The sequence below is a fragment of the Lysobacter sp. FW306-1B-D06B genome (assembly GCF_038446665.1).
GTDB lineage: Bacteria > Pseudomonadota > Gammaproteobacteria > Xanthomonadales > Xanthomonadaceae > Lysobacter_J.
Genome location: NZ_CP151802.1, coordinates 2,417,004 through 2,435,330 on the forward strand (window position 1 = coordinate 2,417,004; position 18,327 = coordinate 2,435,330).

The 18,327-nt window shown below is 68.3% G+C and carries 17 protein-coding genes; 7 read left to right on the forward strand and 10 right to left on the reverse strand.

The annotated features are described in order from the left end of the window. The first annotated feature begins 74 nt into the window (after nt 1–74). From AAFF32_RS11110 to AAFF32_RS11125, 4 genes are all read left to right on the forward strand, one after another. A complete protein-coding gene (locus tag AAFF32_RS11110; protein ID WP_342315210.1) occupies nt 75–1,700 on the forward strand; it encodes an N-acetylmuramoyl-L-alanine amidase in 1,626 nt (541 codons plus the stop codon). A 133-nt stretch (nt 1,701–1,833) separates the two neighbouring features. Continuing rightward, nucleotides 1,834–3,696, forward strand: a complete 1,863-nt coding sequence (gene mutL / locus AAFF32_RS11115) for a DNA mismatch repair endonuclease MutL (protein ID WP_342315211.1) — start codon at nt 1,834–1,836, stop codon at nt 3,694–3,696. After that, entirely contained in the window at nt 3,697–4,656 is a 960-nt protein-coding gene (locus tag AAFF32_RS11120; RefSeq protein ID WP_216958445.1) for a DUF1684 domain-containing protein, read from the forward strand. Between the two features lie 19 nt (nt 4,657–4,675). Next, nucleotides 4,676–5,683: a TraB/GumN family protein gene (locus AAFF32_RS11125; protein ID WP_216958443.1), complete on the forward strand. Its 1,008-nt coding sequence runs from the start codon at nt 4,676–4,678 to the stop codon at nt 5,681–5,683. 20 nt (nt 5,684–5,703) lie between these two features. On the opposite strand, the gene rnfB is transcribed toward AAFF32_RS11125, so the two are convergent. From rnfB to AAFF32_RS11145, 4 genes are all read right to left on the reverse strand, one after another. Further along, nucleotides 5,704–6,141, reverse strand: coding sequence for an Rnf electron transport complex subunit RnfB (rnfB, locus tag AAFF32_RS11130; RefSeq protein ID WP_216958441.1), 438 nt, complete (start codon nt 6,139–6,141; stop codon nt 5,704–5,706). A gap of 79 nt (nt 6,142–6,220) precedes the next feature. Further along, a complete protein-coding gene (gene metG / locus AAFF32_RS11135; protein ID WP_342315212.1) occupies nt 6,221–8,302 on the reverse strand; it encodes a methionine--tRNA ligase in 2,082 nt (693 codons plus the stop codon). 122 nt (nt 8,303–8,424) lie between these two features. Further along, nucleotides 8,425–8,871 carry a DUF2147 domain-containing protein gene (locus tag AAFF32_RS11140; protein WP_216958437.1) on the reverse strand — a complete coding sequence of 149 codons (447 nt, stop codon included), beginning with the start codon at nt 8,869–8,871 and terminating at the stop codon, nt 8,425–8,427. 136 nt (nt 8,872–9,007) lie between these two features. Further along, the gene (locus tag AAFF32_RS11145; protein WP_342315213.1) at nt 9,008–11,830 is read right to left on the reverse strand and encodes a TonB-dependent receptor; all 2,823 of its coding nucleotides are present in this window, start codon (nt 11,828–11,830) and stop codon (nt 9,008–9,010) included. Nucleotides 11,831–12,033: 203 nt separating this feature from the next. Between AAFF32_RS11145 and apbC the strand changes: the two genes are divergently transcribed. The 3 genes from apbC to AAFF32_RS11160 all read left to right on the forward strand — a co-directional run bounded on the left by apbC (nt 12,034) and on the right by AAFF32_RS11160 (nt 14,650). Then, on the forward strand, nt 12,034–13,110 hold the full coding sequence (gene apbC / locus AAFF32_RS11150) for an iron-sulfur cluster carrier protein ApbC (RefSeq protein WP_216958433.1): 1,077 nt from the start codon (nt 12,034–12,036) through the stop codon (nt 13,108–13,110). Between the two features lie 75 nt (nt 13,111–13,185). Beyond that, nucleotides 13,186–13,755, forward strand: coding sequence for a dCTP deaminase (gene dcd / locus AAFF32_RS11155; protein ID WP_216958431.1), 570 nt, complete (start codon nt 13,186–13,188; stop codon nt 13,753–13,755). 133 nt (nt 13,756–13,888) lie between these two features. Continuing rightward, nucleotides 13,889–14,650: a M48 family metalloprotease gene (locus AAFF32_RS11160; protein ID WP_342315214.1), complete on the forward strand. Its 762-nt coding sequence runs from the start codon at nt 13,889–13,891 to the stop codon at nt 14,648–14,650. Nucleotides 14,651–14,717: 67 nt separating this feature from the next. Here AAFF32_RS11160 and AAFF32_RS11165 read toward each other — a convergent pair whose 3' ends face one another. The 6 genes from AAFF32_RS11165 to AAFF32_RS11190 are packed head-to-tail and all read right to left on the reverse strand — an operon-like array spanning nt 14,718 to nt 18,302. Continuing rightward, entirely contained in the window at nt 14,718–15,011 is a 294-nt protein-coding gene (locus tag AAFF32_RS11165; RefSeq protein ID WP_216958426.1) for a hypothetical protein, read from the reverse strand. A gap of 14 nt (nt 15,012–15,025) precedes the next feature. Next, on the reverse strand, nt 15,026–15,685 hold the full coding sequence (gene pcp / locus AAFF32_RS11170; protein ID WP_254200147.1) for a pyroglutamyl-peptidase I: 660 nt from the start codon (nt 15,683–15,685) through the stop codon (nt 15,026–15,028). Then, nucleotides 15,682–16,647, reverse strand: coding sequence for a DUF979 domain-containing protein (locus tag AAFF32_RS11175; protein ID WP_342315215.1), 966 nt, complete (start codon nt 16,645–16,647; stop codon nt 15,682–15,684). The genes pcp and AAFF32_RS11175 overlap by 4 nt, the downstream gene beginning before the upstream one ends. Next, nucleotides 16,634–17,365 (reverse strand): DUF969 domain-containing protein, encoded by a 732-nt coding sequence (locus AAFF32_RS11180; RefSeq protein WP_342315216.1) that lies wholly within the window; start codon nt 17,363–17,365, stop codon nt 16,634–16,636. The genes AAFF32_RS11175 and AAFF32_RS11180 overlap by 14 nt, the downstream gene beginning before the upstream one ends. Then, entirely contained in the window at nt 17,362–18,117 is a 756-nt protein-coding gene (locus AAFF32_RS11185; RefSeq protein ID WP_342315217.1) for a 5-oxoprolinase subunit PxpA, read from the reverse strand. The genes AAFF32_RS11180 and AAFF32_RS11185 overlap by 4 nt, the downstream gene beginning before the upstream one ends. Nucleotides 18,118–18,137: 20 nt before the next feature. Next, complete coding sequence (locus tag AAFF32_RS11190; protein ID WP_199244485.1) at nt 18,138–18,302, reverse strand: DUF5668 domain-containing protein; 165 nt, start codon at nt 18,300–18,302, stop codon at nt 18,138–18,140. Nucleotides 18,303–18,327 lie beyond the last annotated feature (25 nt).

Below are 18,327 nucleotides of genomic sequence, written 5' to 3' on the forward strand. Positions count from 1 at the left end.
AAACGCCAGCAGGTCCCGGATTCGTAAGGAAAAAGTGCTTGCAAATTTGATTTGCCGGTGCTTGACTACCGCTCATGCGTGTCAAGGCCGCCACCGTCCAGAAGTGTCTGCTCGGCCTCGCGCTGCTCGCGGCACTCGCCTGGAATCTGGCTCACGCCAGTGAAATCAAAGGCTTGGAGTTGAGCGAAGGCGCCACCGGCACGCGCGCCGAAATCGCGCTCGACCGCGCCGCCGACTTCAAGGTCATCAACCTCAAGGGACCGGACCGGCTCGTCATCGACCTGCCGGCCTCGGCATTGGCGCGCGGCTTCCGCATGCCGAGCGCCACCGGTGTGGTCAAGTCCGTCCGCACCGGCGAGCCGACGCCGGGCACCGCACGCATCGTGTTCGATCTGGCCCAGCCGGTCGCCGTCCTCAAGCCGCGCATCGAGCAGGGCGGCAACGGACCGCGACTGGTGCTGGAGTGGCCGGGTGATGGCGCCCCCTCTGCGGCGGTGGCTGCCACCGCGCCTGCACCGGCGGCAACTGTTTCCGCGACCGCGCCCGCGACTGGCGCCGCTCCGGCAGCGCCTGCCGCAGGCGAGCCAAGCAAATTCGATCCGGCCGCATCCTCGGCCGCGACCACCCGTCTGATCACCGAGATCGTTGCGCGCAACGATGGCGGTACGTCGGCTCCATCCACCGTGGCGACCACCGCAGCGCCGCCTTCGGCGATGCCGACGGTCACGCCGGTGGTGCCGTCGGCGGCGATACCGCAGGCGTCGGCGGGGTCGGCGACCGCCAATGCGCCCGTCGCCACGACCATCGCGACCGGCGTTCCCACCCGCATCGCCACAGGCGTCCCGACCCCCGTGCCGGGCGCCGCCACGGCCTCCGCCGCCGATCCCGCGACCACGCAGGCCCCGGTCAAGACCATGAAGGACGTGATGCGCGGCCGCGGCATGCGCCCGCTCGTCATCGCCATCGACGCCGGTCATGGCGGCCAGGACCCCGGTGCACTCGGGCCGTCGGGCAAGCGCGAGAAGGACGTGACCCTGGCAATCGCCCGCGAACTCGCACGCCAGATCAACGGCACGCCGGGCCTGAAGGCCTACCTGACGCGCGATACCGACGTGTTCATCCCGCTGCCGCGTCGCGCCCAGCTGGCGCGCCAGGCCAAGGCGGACATGTTCATCTCGATCCACGCCGACGCGGCCGAGAACCGCTCCGCCAAGGGCTCGTCCGTCTACGTGCTCTCGTTGAAGGGCGCGTCGTCGCAGCGTGCGCGTTGGCTGGCCGACAAGGAAAACGCCTCCGACCTCATTGGTGGCGTGCGCCTGGAGCAGACCAACAACACGCTGGCCTCCGTGCTGCTCGATCTCACCCAGAGCGGCCACATGAAGGCGTCCGAAGACGCCGCCGGGCACGTGCTGGATGGCCTCAAGCGCGTGGGTTCCAACCACAAGCCGAACATCGAGCGCGCGAACTTCGCCGTGCTGCGCACCTCCGACATGCCGGCGATGCTGGTCGAAACGGCCTTCATCTCCAACCCGGACGAGGAGCGCCGTCTCATCGACCCCGCCCACCAGCGCAACCTGGCGCGCGCGGTGCTGGACGGCGTCAACACCTACTTCACCCGCCAGCCGCCGCCGGGAACGCTCTACGCGGCGCGCGCCGACGCGCAGTACGCCACGAGCGAAGCGAACGGCGGCAGTCTCTGAACCATTGCCCCTCGTACACGCCAACGCCCGGGATTCCCGGGCGTTTTTGTTTGTCCGGGCCGGGTCGGCGGGCATTGCGTCGGCTATCATTCCTGTCGATTCCCTCGACGATGCCGGAGCGCATCGCCACACCGTGACGATCCGTCAGCTCCCCGACACCCTCATCAACCAGATCGCGGCCGGCGAGGTCATCGAGCGCCCGGCGTCGGTGGTCAAGGAACTCGTCGAGAACGCGCTCGACGCGGGCGCGCGTCGCATCGACATCGACCTGGAAGAAGGCGGCGTCCGACTCATCCGCATCCGCGACGACGGCAAGGGCATCGAGCCCGCCGAACTGCCGCTGGCGGTGTCGCGCCACGCCACCAGCAAGATCGCTTCGCTCGACGACCTGGAAGGCGTGGCCACGCTCGGCTTCCGCGGCGAAGCGCTGCCGTCCATCGCCTCGGTCAGCCGGTTCGCGCTGACGTCCCGCCGCGACGGCAGCGACCGCGCCGCGACGCTGGAAGTCGACGGCGGTCGCGTCGGTGAGATCACGCCCAAGCCGCATCCGCAGGGGACGACGGTCGAGGTGCGCGACCTGTTCTTCAACGTACCGGCGCGGCGCAAGTTCCTGAAGGCCGAGCGCACCGAGCTGGGCCACATCGAGGAATGGCTGCGCCAGCTGGCGCTGGCCCGTCCGGACGTCGAGCTGCGTGTCTCGCACAACGGCAAGCCGTCGCGGCGCTGGAAAGGCGAGGGCGACCTGCTTTCCGAAGTGCGCCTGCACGAAGCACTGGGCGAGGAGTTCGCGCGCAACGCGCTGCGCGTCGACCACGCCGGTGCGGGGCATGCGATGGGCTCCGGACAGGGCCTGCGCCTGCACGGCTGGATCGCACAGCCCGCGTACAACCGCGCCAGCGCGGACCAGCAGTACCTCTATGTCAACGGCCGCGCGGTGCGCGACCGCAGCATCGCGCATGCGATCAAGCAGGCGTACGCCGACGTGCTCTTCCACGGACGGCAGCCGGCTTACGTGCTGTTCCTGGAACTCGATCCGCGCCGCGTCGACGTCAACGTGCATCCGGCCAAGCACGAAGTGCGTTTCCGCGATGCGCGCCTGATCCACGATTTCGTCTACCGCACGCTGCAGGACGCGCTGGCGGAAACGCGCGCCGGCACCGTGGCGGGTGTCGCCGGCGTGCCCGCGAACGATGGGCCCGGCGCGCCGTCCGCTTACTCCGCCGGATACGGTGCGTCCTCGCCGTCGTACAGCTACCTCGAACGCGCGTCCCAGGCACCGTTGCCGATGCAGGTTGCGGATACGCGCGCCGGCTACGCGGCCCTGTACGGCGGTGGAAATGCCGCGACCGCCGCGCCGTCGTTCGCGCAGACCGCACAGCCCGCCACGCTGCCACGCACCGAAGACGCCACGCTGCCGCCGCTGGGTTACGCCATCGCGCAGCTGCACGGCATCTACATCCTCGCCGAGAGCGCCGAGGGGCTGATCGTCGTCGACATGCACGCCGCGCACGAGCGCATCGGCTACGAGAAACTCAAGACCGCACACGACGGCGAAGGCCTGCGCACGCAGCCGCTGCTGGTGCCGGCGACGCTGGCGGTGTCCGAGCGCGAGGCCGAAGTGGCCGAGCGCGAAGCGCAGACGCTGGCCGAACTCGGTTTCGAAGTGACGCGCAGCGGCCCGCAGTCGCTGACGTTGCGCTCGGTGCCCGCGCTGCTCGCCCATGGCGATGTCGAAGCGTTGCTGCGCGACGTGCTCGCCGACCTGCGCGAACACGGCGAATCGCGCCGCGTCGGCGCCGCGCGCGACGAACTGCTGGCGACCATGGCCTGCCACGGCGCCGTGCGCGCCAACCGGCGTCTCACTCTGCCCGAGATGAACGCCCTGCTGCGCGAGATGGAAATCACCGAACGCTCCGGCCAGTGCAATCATGGCCGTCCCACCTGGGCACGCTTCACGCTGCCCGACATCGACCGTTGGTTCCTGCGAGGACGTTGAATGAGTGCAGTGGCGAAGGGGAAGCTCGTCTCGAGGATGTTCGCAGTGATGATGATCGGCACGCTCGCGGCCTGCGGGTCGCAGAAGGACGACGCCGCGACGGCGGAACAGGCCAAGGCGGCGCAGGCCTCGTTCCAGAACGAGCTGGACATGGTGCGGCAGCAGCGCGTCGTCGACCTCACGCGCGCCGACGGCTGGACCAGCCTCATCGGCCTGCACTGGATCGAGCCGGGCGCGCACTACATCGGTTCCTCGGCCGGTAACGGCATCAAGCTGTCGATGGGGCCGTCGCACTTCGGCATGATCGATCTGCAGAACAACACCCTGCGCTTCGTGCCCGAGAAGGGCGCGGCGATGACGCTCGACGGCCAGCCGCTCACCGGCGCCACCGTCCTGCGCGCCGACGACGCGCCCACCGGTCCCAGCGTGATCGCCTTCGATGAGGGCAAGGGTATGGCGACGGTGATCAAGCGCGGCGATCGCTACCTGCTGCGCGTGAAGCACGCCGATGCCGCCACCCGCACCGGCTTCCGCGGCCTGGAGTACTGGCCGACCAGCCGCGACTGGCGCGTGGAAGGCCGCTTCGTTCCGCACCCGGCGGGCAAGACGCTGGAGATCGCCAACATCATCGGCACCACCGATGCGGTGCCTAATCCGGGCGCGATCGAGTTCGAACGCGACGGCAAGACCTACCGCATCGAAGCGCTGGACGAGGGCGAGGAAACGCTGTTCCTGGTCTTCGCCGATCGCACCAGCGGGCACGGCAGCTATCCGGCCGGCCGCTTCCTCGATGTCGCCAAGCCCGGCATCGGCGGCAAGGTGGTGCTGGATTTCAATCAGGCGCGCAACCCGCCGTGCGCGTTCACCGCCTTCGCGACCTGCCCGTTGCCGCCGCCGGAAAACCGCCTGGATGTCGCGATCCAGGCCGGCGAGAAGACCTACACCCATTCCGCTCCGTGATACCAGGAACACCGACCCGATGCGCCGCCGCCTGAAACTGTTGTTGCTTTCGCTCGCCGCTGCCGCGGGCCTGATGTCGGTGGCGCTGGCGGTCGAGCAGGCGCATGCCCCGGCGCCGGCCGCGCCGGCGCAGGTCGCCGCCGCCGCGCCGGCCGCTACGCCGCCGGTGCCGCTGCTGTGGAAGGTGTCCGACCGTGACAACGCGGTGTATCTGCTGGGGTCGTTCCACCTGCTCAGGGAGAGCGACTATCCGCTGTCGGGCGATATCGACCAGGCCTTCGCAGCGTCCGACAAGGTCGTGTTCGAAGTGCCGCCGGAGCAGATGCTGGATCCGTCGATCGCGCAGAGATTCCTCGCTGCGGCCGGATACGCCGATGGCCGCACGCTCAGCCAGGTGCTGCCGGCGGCGATGCGCGAGAAGTTCAACCGCATCCTCGCCCAGCGCGGTTCGTCGATCGCCCAGTTCGACGGCTACGAGCCGTGGTTCGTGAACCTGTCGCTGATGCTGGGCATTTCCCAGCAGATGGGGTTCCGCCCGGACAAGGGCCTGGACCAGACGCTGATCCAGCAGGCGCTGGCGAGCGGCAAGGCGACGGGCGGGCTGGAGTCGCTGGACACGCAGTTGAACGTGCTCGATTCCACGCCGATGGCCGAGCAGGTGACGTCGCTGAAGGAGTTCCTCGACAAGCCCACCGAGATGCCGGGCATGCTCGAAGACCTTCACGGCGCCTGGCGCGCTGGCGACATCGCGCGCCTGGACAAGCTCGCGCGCGAAGAGATGCGCGACAAGACGCCGCAGACGTACCGCATCGTCAACGTGCAGCGCAACGACGCCTGGGTGCCGCAGATCCAGCAGATGCTCGACGGGCAGAAGAAGGGCGAGACGCTCGTCGTGGTCGGTGCGCTGCACCTGCTCGGCGAGGACGGCGTGATCGAGAAACTGCGCGCGAAGGGGTATACGGTCGAGCGTGTGTGCTCGGTCTGCGCGGCCGACGAAGCGACGAAGGCAGTCGTCGAGACGAAGTAAGGCGCTGCGTGTGGCGGCCGTTACGCCGCCACCATCACGATGCAGTCCACCGGGCACGCCGGCACGCACAGCTCGCAGCCGGTGCACAGCGGGTCGATGACGGTGTGCATGTGCTTGGAGCCGCCGACGATCGCGTCCACCGGGCACGCCTGGATACATTTGGTGCAGCCGATGCAGTCGGCCTCGACGATCAATGCGACCAGCGGCGGTTTGTGTTCGCCGCGCGTGCGGTCGTAGGGCTTCGCCGGCACTTCCAGGAGTTTCGCCAGCGCACGTGCGCCTTCATCGCCGCCGGGCGGGCAGCGGTCGACATCGGCCTCGCCGCGCGCCATCGCCTCGGCATACGGACGGCAACCCGCGAAACCGCATTGCCCGCATTGCGTCTGCGGGAGGAGGCGGTCGAGGCGTTCGGTGATTTCCGGGATTCGGGATTCGGAATTCGGGATTCGCGAAGGCATGACATCTGATCTCGCGTGGACGAATCGGGTGGTGTATCGCTGTTACGAATCCCTAATCCCAAATCTCGAATCCCGACGCTCAGCGCACCGGCATGCCCGGCTGCACGCCGGCGTCGGCGTCCAGCAGGTGCAGCGAGCCGCCGTCGAAGCCCGCCGACAGGATCATTCCCTCGCTCACGCCGAAGCGCATCTTGCGCGGCGCGAGGTTGGCGATGAACACCACGCTGCGGCCGACCAGCTTTTCCGGCTCGCCGTAGGAACCGCGGATGCCGGAGAAGATCTGGCGCGTGCCCAGCTCGCCGGCATCGAGTTCGAAGCGCAGCAGCTTGTCGGAGCCTTCCACGAACTCGCACGCCACCACCTTGCCCACGCGCAGGTCGAGCTTGGTGAAGTCGTCGATGCCGATGTACTGCGCCGCTTCGCCCACGGCGGGCGCAGGTGCGGCAGCGGGCTTCGCAGCGGCCTTGGTTTCGGCCTTGGCCGGGGCTTCGGTCTTGGGGGCTTCGGACTTCAGCGAGTCCTTGGAGGCTTCGATCATGGTGTCGATGTGCTTGGGGTCAATGCGGGTGAACAGCGGTGCGTAAGGCTGGACGCGGTGCGAGAGCAGCGGTGCGGCGAGGTCGTTCCACGTCTTCACCGGCGCGGCGAGGAAATCCTCCGCCTGCGCGGTCACGCGCGGCAGCACCGGCTTGAGCGCGGCGTTGAGCACGCGGAACAGGTTCAGGCCCTGCGTGCACACGGCCTGCAGCTGCGCGTCCGCGCCGTCCTGCTTGGCCAGCACCCACGGCTTGCATTCGTCGATGTACTTGTTGGCTTCGTCGGCCAGCGCCATCGTCAGGCGCAGCGCGGTGGCCGCTTCATTGCGTTCGTAGGCCTGCGCGATCGGTGCGAGCTGCTCGACGAAACGCGCGTACATCGCCGCGTCCGGCAGTGCATCGGCGAGGTGTCCGTCGAAGCGCTTTTCGATGAAGCCGGCGCAGCGGCTGGCGAGGTTCACGAACTTGCCGACCAGGTCGGCATTCACGCGGGCGATGAAGTCCGCCAGGTTCAGGTCGAGGTCGTCGACGCCGCCGGCGGTCTTGGTCGCGTAGTAGTAGCGCAGCGCTTCGGGTTCGAGACCGGCATCGAGGTAGGTGCGCGCCATCACGAAGGTGCCGCGCGACTTCGACATCTTCGCGCCGTCCACGGTGAGGTAACCGTTGACGTGCAGGCGCGTCGGCGCACGGAAGCCCGCGCCATGCAGCACCGCCGGCCAGAACAGGCCGTGGAAGTTGACGATGTCCTTGCCGATGAAATGGTGCAGCTCGGCCGTGCTGTCGCGGCGCAGGTAGGACCAGAAGTCCAGGCCTTCGCGCTCGCACAGCGCCTGGAAGCTGGACAGGTAGCCGATCGGCGCATCCAGCCAGACGTACAGGAACTTGCCCGGGTGACCGGGAATCTGGAAACCGAAGTAGGGCGCATCGCGCGAGATGTCCCACGCGCGCAGGCCGCCCTCGGCATCCAGCCACTCCTGCAGCTTGGCCTTCACGCCCGGCAATGCGACGTCGCCCGACAGCCATTCACGCAGGAACGACTCAAACTGACCGACTTCGAAGAAGAAGTGCTCCGACTCGCGCAGTTCCGGCGTGGCGCCGCTGATGACCGAGCGCGGTTCCTTCAGTTCGGTCGGCGAGTAGGTCGCGCCGCAGTTCTCGCAGTTGTCGCCGTACTGGTCCGGCGTGCCGCAGTTGGGGCAGATGCCCTTCACGTAGCGGTCGGGCAGGAACATGCCCTTGACCGGATCGAACAACTGCGCGACCGAGCGCCGGGCGATGTGGCCGTTGTTGTCGAGCTTGGCGTAGATCGCCTCGGTGAGGATGCGGTTGCGCTCGGAGTTGGTCGAGTCGTAATGGTCGAAGGCGACGCCGAAGTCGGCGAAGTCGCGTTCGTGGCTGGCCTGGATGCCGGCGATGAAGGATTCCGGCGTCTGCCCGGCCTTTTCGGCGGCGAGCATGATCGGCGTGCCGTGGGTGTCGTCGGCGCACACGTACCAGGTTTTGTGGCCGGCCATGCGCTGGGCGCGGCACCAGATGTCGGCCTGGGTGTAGCCGACCAGATGGCCCAGGTGCAGGTGCCCGTTGGCGTAGGGCAGGGCGCAGGAAACGACGAACTCGCGGGACATGGGGGATGGGTGAGCGAAGTGAGCCCGGGATTATCGCATGCGCCCCGCGGCGTTCCGGTGGCGGAAACGAAACGCCCCGGCCAGGCCGGGGCGTCGTCGTGCAACGTGCAGCGGTGCCGGCGTCAGCGCCGCGACCAGGTCTGCGTGCGGCCCAGCAGCGAGAAGCCCATGAAGCCGCGCACTTCCAGCTTCTTTCCGCCCTCCACCGGCGTGACCTTCACCGAGTAGACCTTGCCGCTGGCCGGATCGAGGATCTGACCGCCTTCCCAGGTCTCGCCCTTCTGCTTGATGCCCCACAGGATCACCATCCCCTTGACCGGCTTGTTCTTGCGGTCGCCGGAGCACTTGTCGCAGAGCGGGTTCGGGCCGCGATCGGACTGCAGGATCTCGGTGACGCGCCCGGCCAGGCTGCCGTCCTTCGCCTCGTAGATCTCGACCACCGACTTGGGCTTCTGGGTCTTGTCGTCGATGGTGGTCCACTGGCCGACCGGCGAGGTCTGCGCGAACGCGGCCAGCGGCAGCGTCAGCAACAGCAGGGCGAGCAACTTGGCGGGCTTCTTGGTGAGCATGTGTCCCCTCCCAGGGATTCGGTTCGCGCCAGTTATACCGCATCCCATGGCGTATGGAGCGTGCGCTCGTAGGCACTGTTCGGCCGCGTTCGGCGCGCGAACCCCGCCACCGGTCCGGTGGCGGGGAAGGGCGGTTTCAGTGGCCGAACTCGTAGCGCATCTCCGCGTAGATGGATCGCCCGTAGGGGTTGTAGAGGTAGTTGTTGAACGGCGTGCCCGACGTGCCCGGGTAATTGGCGGCCTGATGCTCCGGCGTCTTGTCCAGGACGTTGTTGAACAGCAGCGAGAGGCGGATGTCGTCGTTCACGTCGTAGTTCAGGCTCAGGTTCCAGGTGGTGTAGGGCGCCCACCAGCCGGCCTTCTGTCCGCCGGGGTGCACGTAGTCCCATGACTTGGAACTGTAGGCCAGGTAGTTGGGCGTCTTGCCGATGCGGTTGGCGTAGGCGGTCGTCGTCCATTTGCCGATGTTCCAGCCCAGCGAGGCGTCGGCGCGCGTCTTCGCATAGCTGTCGTAGAGCCACATGGCGTAGGGATCGCGCAGCAGGTCGATGGGTTCGTCGCCCGGCAGCGGCGTGACCGTGTGCTCGAGGTTGTTGGTGTAGTGGCCGGCGAAGTTCAGCGTGCCGTGGCGGCCTAGGTCGAGGGTGTAGTTCGCACTGGCGGTGACGGCTTCCAGTTTCTGCCGAGATACGTTGACCTTGGGCGTGTGGATCGACTGGATCTCGCCGTTCTCGCCACGCTTGACCCACTCCAGCGCCTGCGCGCAACTCGCCGTGGCGGTGTTGGCGCCACCGGTGCGGCAGAAGAATTCGGCAAGCATGAGCTGGTCGGCGCTTTGCTGGTCGACTTCGTCGCGGATGTCCCAGACGAAGTAGTCCAGCGACATCGACAGGCGCGTCGTCGGCGCCCACACCAGGCCGGCATTCCAGACGTCCGCCTCGATGGGACGCAGGTCCGGATTGCCCGATTGCTGGCCGAAGAACTGCGAGGAATCGTAAGTGCAATCGTCGGTGTTGCCCGGCGTGTAGCGCGGGTCCTGCTGGTAGCAGCGGTAGTAGTCGGTGGTGGAGCTGTAGTAACCGCTCGGCCCCTGGAACATGTCCGACAGCGTCGGCGCACGGAACGCGGTGCCGTACTTGCCGCGCAGCAGCAGGCTTTCGATCGGGCGGTATTCGATGCCCAGGCTGTAGGTGGGCTTGTCGATCGTGCGGCCGTTCGCGTCGAAGGCGTCGTAGCGGCCGGAGAGGGTGAGCGTCAGCGGCTTCCACAGCGGCAGGCGCAGTTCGCCGGTCACCGCGTAACGGTCGCGATCGCCTTCGCCGCTGACAGAGGTGAGGCCCCACACCTGGGACTTCAGCGTGTCCGGATCCTGCACCAGTCGCGCATCGGGCCGGTATTCCCAACCCTGCGTGCCGGCCTCGACCACCACCGCAAGCCCCGCGTCGCCGCCGGGCAGCGCGAACAGCGAGGTGTTGGTCAGCTGCGCGCGCAGCAGGTTGTCGTAGGTCCTGCTGTCGGTGTCGACATAGCCGGTGAAGCCGGCGAAGTCGGCCGGCGAGATCGGCTGGTAGAACGCGGCGTAGTTGGGGCGGAAGATCGGATAGGCGCCGCGCATGCCCAGCTTCGGTCCCAGGACGTGCTGTTCGAAATAGGCGTTGATGGGATCGGCGAATCGCGCCCACTGGTGTTCGCGCAGGCGGTAGTCGCTGCGCGTGAAGCCGACGTCCCAGTCCCAGTTCCCGCCGGCTTGGCCCTGCGCGCCCAGCGTGATCATGGTCGAGCGGTTGCGGTCGGTGTTCATGATGTCGGCGAAGCCCAGCCCGCCTATGTCCTCCGGCGCGAACGCGCGCTGCAGGTTGAGCAGGGCGCGGCGATCGGGATCGTAGAAGTAGCCGTACTTCGCGCTCGTGCCCCACCAGGTGTAGTTGGAGCCGGTGGCGTAGTCCACGTTTTCCTGGCCGGCGAGCAGGTCGGCGTAGAGGCGGACGGCGTCGTTCACGTCGAAGGTGGCGTGCGTGTATAGCTGCGCGCTGTCCTTGCCGTTGCGCAACGTGCGATAGCCCGGCGTGCTGAACGAACCGCAGTACGCGCCGAAGCCCGGACGCATCTGCAGCGCTTCGGTGCCGTCGAACTGGCCGGTGACGTTGCCGCACTGAGCCGGATCGAGGAACAGGTAGGTGTTGCGCGCCGAAGCGTTGATCACCACGTAGTCGCGGCTGGCCAGCGGCGCGGAGGTGCCGCGTGGGTTGTACTGCCGCGTGAGCTCGCGCTGATGGCCCCAGATCGGATCGCGGGTTTCCATCTGCAGGCCGGCGAGCAGTTGCAGGCGGCCGTCCATCGCGCTCCAGCCGTCGGACGCGCTCAGGCGCAGGCTGTCGCCGCCGCCCTCGTCGTACCAGCCGCCGCGCAGGTTCAGCGACAGTCCGTCGACCTGCTTCTTCAGGATGATGTTGATCACGCCGGCGATCGCGTCGGAGCCGTACAGCGAGGACTGCCCGCCGGGCAGGATCTCGATGCGCTCCACCAGATCCACCGGAATGCCGCTGATGTTGTTGAACGTGTCGCTGCCGTTGTAGAGCGCGGGGTAGTTGGCCATCGGACGGCCGTTGATGAGGTACTTGGTGTAGCCCGGATCCAGTCCGAACATGCCGGCCGCCTCGGCGCCCTGGGTGAAGGCGGCCGAGGTCTGCCCGCCCTGCAGGCCGCCGGTCTGGAACGTGGACTGCTGCAGGACGTCCGCGACGCTGGTGAAGCCGCGTACCTGGATGTCCTCGGCCGAAACGACCGTCACCGGTGTGAAGTTCTCCAGTTGCGTCTGTGGAATCAGCGAGCCGGTCACGGTGACCTTGTCCAGATCGGTGGGCGCCGGTGTCTGCGCGAGGGCGCAGGCGGGCGCCAGCAGTGCGGCGATGGCCAGGCAGAGGCGCGTGCGCCCGGCGGACTGCGGAATCGACTTCATGTTTTCCCCTTGCGATGGTTGATCGCGGCGCGGATGGGATCGCGGCGCGCGCCTTCGTGGCGCTGGGACCATCGCAATGCGCGGAGCGGGGAAGAATCGGAACAATCCGAAAATACAACCGTGAGTGGTGCATTGCGCAATCAAAAGTTGGCTTGGCCGGCGATCCCGTAGAATGGCGGTCTTACTTTCCGGCTGTCTTCGTGATGGATTCCCTGCAAGACCGAATCGCTGCGCTCCCGCTCCCAGACACCGACCTCACCCTGGCCCAGACCGGCGCGCGCATCCGCGCGGTCGAAGCAGAGGGTCGCGTGGTGGTCGAAATCGCCCCGGGCTTCCCGTGTGCCCATCTGCGGCCGTGGATGGAGCGCGAGATCACCGCGCTCCTCGCCGCCCAGGGCGCGACGCTGGCCCGGCTGGAGCTGCATCCGCGCATCGTTTCGCACGCCGTGCAGCCCCAGCTTTCGCCGCTGACGAACGTGCGCAACCTCATCGCCATCGGCTCCGGCAAGGGCGGCGTCGGCAAGTCCACGACCGCGGTGAACCTGGCGCTGGCGCTCGCCGGCGAAGGCGCGCGGGTGGGCGTGCTCGATGCCGACATCTACGGCCCCAGCATTCCGACCATGCTCGGCCTCAGCGGCCGCCCCGACAGCCCCGACGGCAAGAGCATCGAGCCGATGCAGGCGCACGGCGTGGAGGCCATGTCGATCGGCCTGTTGGTCGAACAGGACACGCCGATGATCTGGCGCGGCCCGATGGCGACCTCCGCGCTGACCCAGTTGCTGGGCGAGACCCGCTGGGGACAATCGCTCGGCGGCGACCTGGACTACCTCATCGTCGACCTGCCGCCGGGCACGGGCGACATCCAGCTCACCCTGGCGCAGAAGATCCCGGTGGCCGGCGCGGTCATCGTCACCACGCCGCAGGAAGTGGCGACGATGGACGCCCGCAAGGCGCTGAAGATGTTCGAGAAGGTCAACGTGCCGGTGCTGGGCCTGGTCGAGAACATGGCCGTGCACGTGTGCTCCAACTGCGGCCACGCCGAGCACGTGTTCGGCGAAGGCGGCGGCAAGCGCATGGCCGCGCAGTACGGCGTGCCGCTGCTGGGCAGCCTGCCGCTGGAGATCGCGATCCGGGAACAGGGCGATGCCGGCACCCCGGTGGTCGTCGCCGCGCCCGACAGCGCCGCGGCCGCCGCGTACCGCGCCACGGCCCGGCGCATGGCGATCGAGCTGGCCCTGCGCCCGCGCGTGGCCACGCCGCTGTCGGCCTCGCTGATCTGAACCCCGGGGCCTCTGGCCCCGGCCTTCCCCGGCTGACACAATCGCCGTTCCCACGCCCGAGCCCGCACGCACCGCATGAGCATCAAGTCCGACCGTTGGATCCGTCGCATGTCCGAACAGCACGGCATGATCGAACCGTTCGAGCCGGGCCAGGTCAAGACCGCCGCCGATGGGCACCGCATCGTCAGCTACGGCACCTCCAGCTACGGCTACGACGTGCGCTGCTCGCGCGAGTTCAAGGTGTTCACGAACATCAACTCCACGATCGTCGATCCCAAGCATTTCGACAGCGGCAGCTTCGTCGACATCGAAAGCGACGTGTGCATCATCCCGCCCAACTCCTTCGCGCTGGCGCGCACGGTCGAGTATTTCCGCATCCCGCGCGACGTGCTGGTCGTCTGCCTGGGCAAGAGCACCTACGCGCGCTGCGGCATCATCGTCAACGTGACGCCGCTGGAGCCGGAATGGGAAGGCCACGTCACGCTGGAATTCAGCAACACCACGCCGCTGCCCGCGCGCATCTATGCCAACGAGGGCGTGGCGCAGATGCTGTTCTTCCAGTCCGACGAAGTCTGCGAGACCTCCTACAAGGACCGCGGCGGCAAGTACCAGGGCCAGGTCGGCGTGACGCTGCCGCGCACCTGATCCCGCCCGGGAAAAGCATCGAGAGGCCCGCCAACGCGGGCCTTTTGTTTGCCTGCGAATCTCTCTGATGGCCGCGGAAAAAGGCATCAAGCAGCCTTGCGCGTGATTCATCCCGCCCATCTGAAGGAACGACATGAAACGACTGATTTCGCTTTTTGCCGCCTGCACGCTGTGCATCGGCGTCGCCCACGCCGGCAAGCTCGGCGCCCTGCTCGGAAACGACAAGATGCTCGAAGCCGGCGGCGACGCGGTGAAGGGCCTGACCATGTCCAGCGCCGAAGTCAGCCAGCTGTCCGCCCAGTCGGTGGTGCAGATGGACAAGGACAACACCGTCGCGCCCGCCAGCAGCCAGTACGCCAAGCGGCTGGCGCGGCTGACCAAGGGCATGGAGCACGAGGACGGCCTCGACCTCAACTTCAAGGTCTACATGGTCAAGGACGTGAACGCCTTCGCCACGCCGGACGGTTCCGTGCGCGTGTTCGCCGGCCTGATGGACCTGATGCCCAACGACAACGAACTCATGGCGGTGATCGGCCACGAGATCGGGCACGTGCGCAAGGGGCACTCGCTGGAGCGCTTCAAGACCACCTACCTCACCAGCGCCGCGCGCAAGGGTGCGGCCGCGGCCGGCGGCAATGTCGGTGCGCTGGCGTCTTCGCAGCTCGGCGCGCTCGGCGAGGCGGTGGTGAAGGCCAAGTTCAGCCGCGGCAACGAGACCGAAGCCGACAAGTACGGCGTGGATTTCCTCCTCCGCCACAATCTGGATCCCAACGGCGCGGTCGAGGCGATGAAGAAGCTGGGCGGTGCGCAGAAGACCGGGCTGCTCGACAGCCATCCGGCGTCGGCGCAGCGCGCCGAGGCGCTGCAGAAGTACATCGCGGGCAAGAAGCGCTGAGGCGCGCCGCGAGGTGAAGCCCCTCTCCCGCTTGCGGGAGAGGGGTTGGGGTGAGGGGTTGCGTCCCTCAGCGCCGCACGTAGGTAACGAAGAAGCCCTGCAAGTCGCCGTTCTCGGTGTAGCCGACCACGCTCACCACATCGAAGCCGTTCGCGTTGAAGGCCTTGTGCGCCTGGTTGAGTTCGCCCGCCGAACCGCTCTTGCGCGCGCCCAGGTCGACGTCGACGTACAGGCTCACCGTGCGCTGGCCGGCGCCGCCGGCTTCGGCGGCCTTCTTGTCGTAGAACGACTGCGACGCGGCGCAGGCGAGGGTGGGGAACAGCAGCGCCGTGGCGAGCAGGGCGGCGAACGGTTTACGCATTCTCGAAGGTCCTTTCAGTGGGTGGCGCCCGCACCGATGCGGACGTCGTGTTCGATGGTCAGGGCGATGGCGACGCCGATGCGCAGCGCCTGCGCGACGACGGACACCGGCAGGCTCGGCGCACCGGCGTGCAGCGCGGCCTGCGCGGGCGAGTAGGGGATGTGGACGAAACCGCCGCGCGTGCCCGGCACATCGCGCAGCGCGTGCATCAGTCCGTAGAAGACGTGGTTGCAGACGTAGGTGCCGGCGGTCTGCGAAATCTCGGCCGGAACGCCCGCGTTGCGCAGCGCCGCCAGCATCGCCTTCACCGGCAGCCCGGTGAAGTACGCGGCCGGGCCGTCGATCACCACCGGCTCGTCGACCGGCTGCGCACCGGCGTTGTCGGGAATGCGCGCATCGATCACGTTGATCGCCACGCGTTCCAGCGACAGCTGCGCACGTCCGCCGGCCTGGCCGACGCAGATCACCAGCGACGGCGCCAGTTCGTCCAGTGCGTGCCGCAACGCAGGCAGCGACGCGTCGAACTCCACCGGCAGGCAACGCGCGACGATGCGATGCCCGGCGACGACCTCGCCTTCCAGCGCCTGCACGGCTTCCCAGCTCGGGTTCGTCGTCTCGCCGCCGAAGGGCGCGAAGCCGGTCAGCAGCACATGCGGCATCGGCGTCGCGCTCATCGGAACGCCAGCCAGTACATCAGCGCGAGGTTCACCAGCAGCAGCGGAATCGCCGTCGGCAACTGCGCGCGGATCACGGCGTTGGGATCGTCCAGCTCCAGCAGCGCGGCCGGCACGAGGTTGAAGTTGGCCGCCATCGGCGTCATCAGCGTGCCGCAGTAGCCGGTGAGCATGCCGATGGAACCCAGGATGGCCGGCGCCGCGCCGTGTTCCTGCACCAGCAGCGGCAGGCCGATGCCGGCGGTCATCACCGGGAACGCGGCGAACGCGTTGCCCATGATCACCGTGAACAACACCATGCCCAACCCGTAGGCGAGCACGCAGGCGAGACGGCTGTCGGCGGGGATCAGCATGGACACGATCGACGCCACCGCATCGCCCACGCCGCTGGCCGCGAACACGCCGCCCAGCGTCGCCAGGACGATCGGCAGCAGCGCCGCCCAGCCCATCGTGTCGAGCAGGCGCCGGCCTTCGCCGAGCGCGGCGACGGGGCGCTCGCGCGTGACCGCGATCGCCGCGAAGGTCGCCAGCACGCAGGCCATGGCCAGCCCGATCAGCGTGATGCTGCCTTCGCCGAACAGCCGCGTACCGCCGATGGCGATCTTCGGCCCGAGCAGCACGATCAGCACCGTCACCACCGGGATGATCAGCGCCGGCACGAACAATCGATGGCCCAGTCGCAATGCCGATGCCAGCCGCTGCGCTTCCGGCGCTTCCTCGATGTGCTCGCGGCGCATGCGCGTGGCCAGCAACGCCAGCGCGATCACGGCCGCGCCCGCCCACTGCGCGGGAAGCTTGTCGCCGGCCTTCGCGGCATCCAGCACCGGCCGGCCGGCGGCGAACAGCACCGCGATCAGGGTCCAGAACGCCGCGTGCGCGTAGCGTCGCTCGCGCAGGTTGCGCAGGCCCGCGTACAGCAGGAACAGCGCAAGCAGTGCATAGAAATGCTCAATCGACAGCATCGGCGCGCTCCGCGGAAGGCTGCGCGGCGCGGCGCGCGGCGGTGCGGCGGTCCAGCCCGCGCTGGAAGAAGACGATGCGCACGGCGTGGATCACGAACGCGGCGATGGCGGTGGGAATCGCCCATAGCGCGATCTGCAGCGGCTCCAGATGAATGCCGTGTTCGGCGTAGAAGCCCTGGATCAGCAGCACCGCGCCGAAGGCGAGGAACACGTCCTCGCCGAAGAAGCGCCCGACGTTGTCGGTCGCGGCGGCCAGCGCGTACACCTTCTGCGTGTCCTCGCGCGAGACCGGGCCGTTGGGCTTGTTCGCCGCCGATTCCGCCATCGGCGCCAGCAGCGGGCGCACGGTCTGCGCATGTCCGGCGATGTCGATCAGGCCGATCATGCTCAAGCCTTGGCGCGCCGCGAGGTAACCGGCGAGCAGCCGCGACAGCGTCAGGCCACGCCAGCGCGCGATCCAGCGCAGCGCGTGCTCGCGCAGGCCGGCGCGTTCGAGCAGGCCGATGGTCGGCAGCGTCATCGCGAACATCAGCAGCGCGCGGTTGGAGACGAAGCTTTCGCCCAGCAGCGCGAGCAGTTCGCCCATCGACTTGCCCGCCAGCAATCCGCTGACCAGTCCGGCGCTGACCACCACGATTACCGGGTTGGCGCGCAGCACGAAGCCGACGACGACCCAGGCGACGCCGAGCAGCGGCCAGTAGTTGATGGCGTCGTTCACGCCGCCGCCCCGAATGCGCGCACGGCGATCCCGTCGGCTTCCAGCGCGGCGCGCACGGCGCGGGCGAATTCCGCCGCATCGCTGCGATCGCCATGCAGGCACAGCGTGTCGGCGCGAACCGGCACCACGCGTCCGTCATCGGCCACGACTTCGCCGTGCAGCGCGAGGCGTCGCACCTGCGCGACGGCGTCGTCCAGCGATTCGATCACCGCGCCGGGCGTGCCGCGCGGGCGCAGGCGGCCGCGTGCGTCGTAGCCGCGCTCGGCGAAGACTTCGTGGGCCACGCGCAGGCCGTGTTCCGCACCGGCCCGCGTCAATGCGGAGCCGGACAGGCCGTACAGCACCAGCGCCGGGTCGATGGCGGCCACGGTTGCGGCGATGGCGTTGGCCACGTCGCGGTTGTCGGCAGCGACGTTGTACAGCGCGCCGTGCGGCTTGACGTGCGCGAGCGCGACGCCTTCCTCGCGGGCGATGGCACGCAGTCGTTCGATCTGTTCGCGCACCGTGCGGGCGATTTCAGCCGGCGCTTTGTCGAGCACGCGCCGGCCGAAATGCTCGCGATCCTCGAACGAGGGATGCGCGCCCGCCGCGACGCCGTGCGCGCGGCACAGGCGCAACGTTTCGCGCATGCTCGCCTCGTCGCCCGCGTGGCCGCCGCAGGCGATGCTGGCGGACGTGACATGCGGCAGGATCGCCGCGTCGTCGCCGCAGCCTTCGCCCAGGTCGCAGTTGAAGTCGATGCGCACGGCCACGACGGTGTCGCCGCGCGGCCTCAGCCGCGCTTGAACAGCATGCCCAGGCCGACCACGATCAGGATCGCAGGCCACCAGGTCATCAGCAGGCGGCCCAGGCTCATGTCGGTGAAGCCAAGGTTGTTGAGCAGGAACAGGGTGCCGATCACGACCAGCACCAGCGCGCCGACGATATGGGATTTCATGGAAGTCGAGCCTGGAGGTTGCTTG

Coding starts and splice junctions, on each gene's coding strand:
- AAFF32_RS11110 (WP_342315210.1), top strand. CDS start 75: ATGCGTGTCAAGGCCGCCACCGTCCAGAAGTGTCTGCTCGGCCTCGCG.
- AAFF32_RS11120 (WP_216958445.1), top strand. CDS start 3,697: ATGAGTGCAGTGGCGAAGGGGAAGCTCGTCTCGAGGATGTTCGCAGTG.
- AAFF32_RS11125 (WP_216958443.1), top strand. CDS start 4,676: ATGCGCCGCCGCCTGAAACTGTTGTTGCTTTCGCTCGCCGCTGCCGCG.
- rnfB (WP_216958441.1), bottom strand. CDS start 6,141: ATGCCTTCGCGAATCCCGAATTCCGAATCCCGAATCCCGGAAATCACC.
- metG (WP_342315212.1), bottom strand. CDS start 8,302: ATGTCCCGCGAGTTCGTCGTTTCCTGCGCCCTGCCCTACGCCAACGGG.
- AAFF32_RS11140 (WP_216958437.1), bottom strand. CDS start 8,871: ATGCTCACCAAGAAGCCCGCCAAGTTGCTCGCCCTGCTGTTGCTGACG.
- AAFF32_RS11145 (WP_342315213.1), bottom strand. CDS start 11,830: ATGAAGTCGATTCCGCAGTCCGCCGGGCGCACGCGCCTCTGCCTGGCC.
- apbC (WP_216958433.1), top strand. CDS start 12,034: ATGGATTCCCTGCAAGACCGAATCGCTGCGCTCCCGCTCCCAGACACC.
- dcd (WP_216958431.1), top strand. CDS start 13,186: ATGAGCATCAAGTCCGACCGTTGGATCCGTCGCATGTCCGAACAGCAC.
- AAFF32_RS11160 (WP_342315214.1), top strand. CDS start 13,889: ATGAAACGACTGATTTCGCTTTTTGCCGCCTGCACGCTGTGCATCGGC.
- AAFF32_RS11165 (WP_216958426.1), bottom strand. CDS start 15,011: ATGCGTAAACCGTTCGCCGCCCTGCTCGCCACGGCGCTGCTGTTCCCC.
- pcp (WP_254200147.1), bottom strand. CDS start 15,685: ATGAGCGCGACGCCGATGCCGCATGTGCTGCTGACCGGCTTCGCGCCC.
- AAFF32_RS11175 (WP_342315215.1), bottom strand. CDS start 16,647: ATGCTGTCGATTGAGCATTTCTATGCACTGCTTGCGCTGTTCCTGCTG.
- AAFF32_RS11190 (WP_199244485.1), bottom strand. CDS start 18,302: ATGAAATCCCATATCGTCGGCGCGCTGGTGCTGGTCGTGATCGGCACC.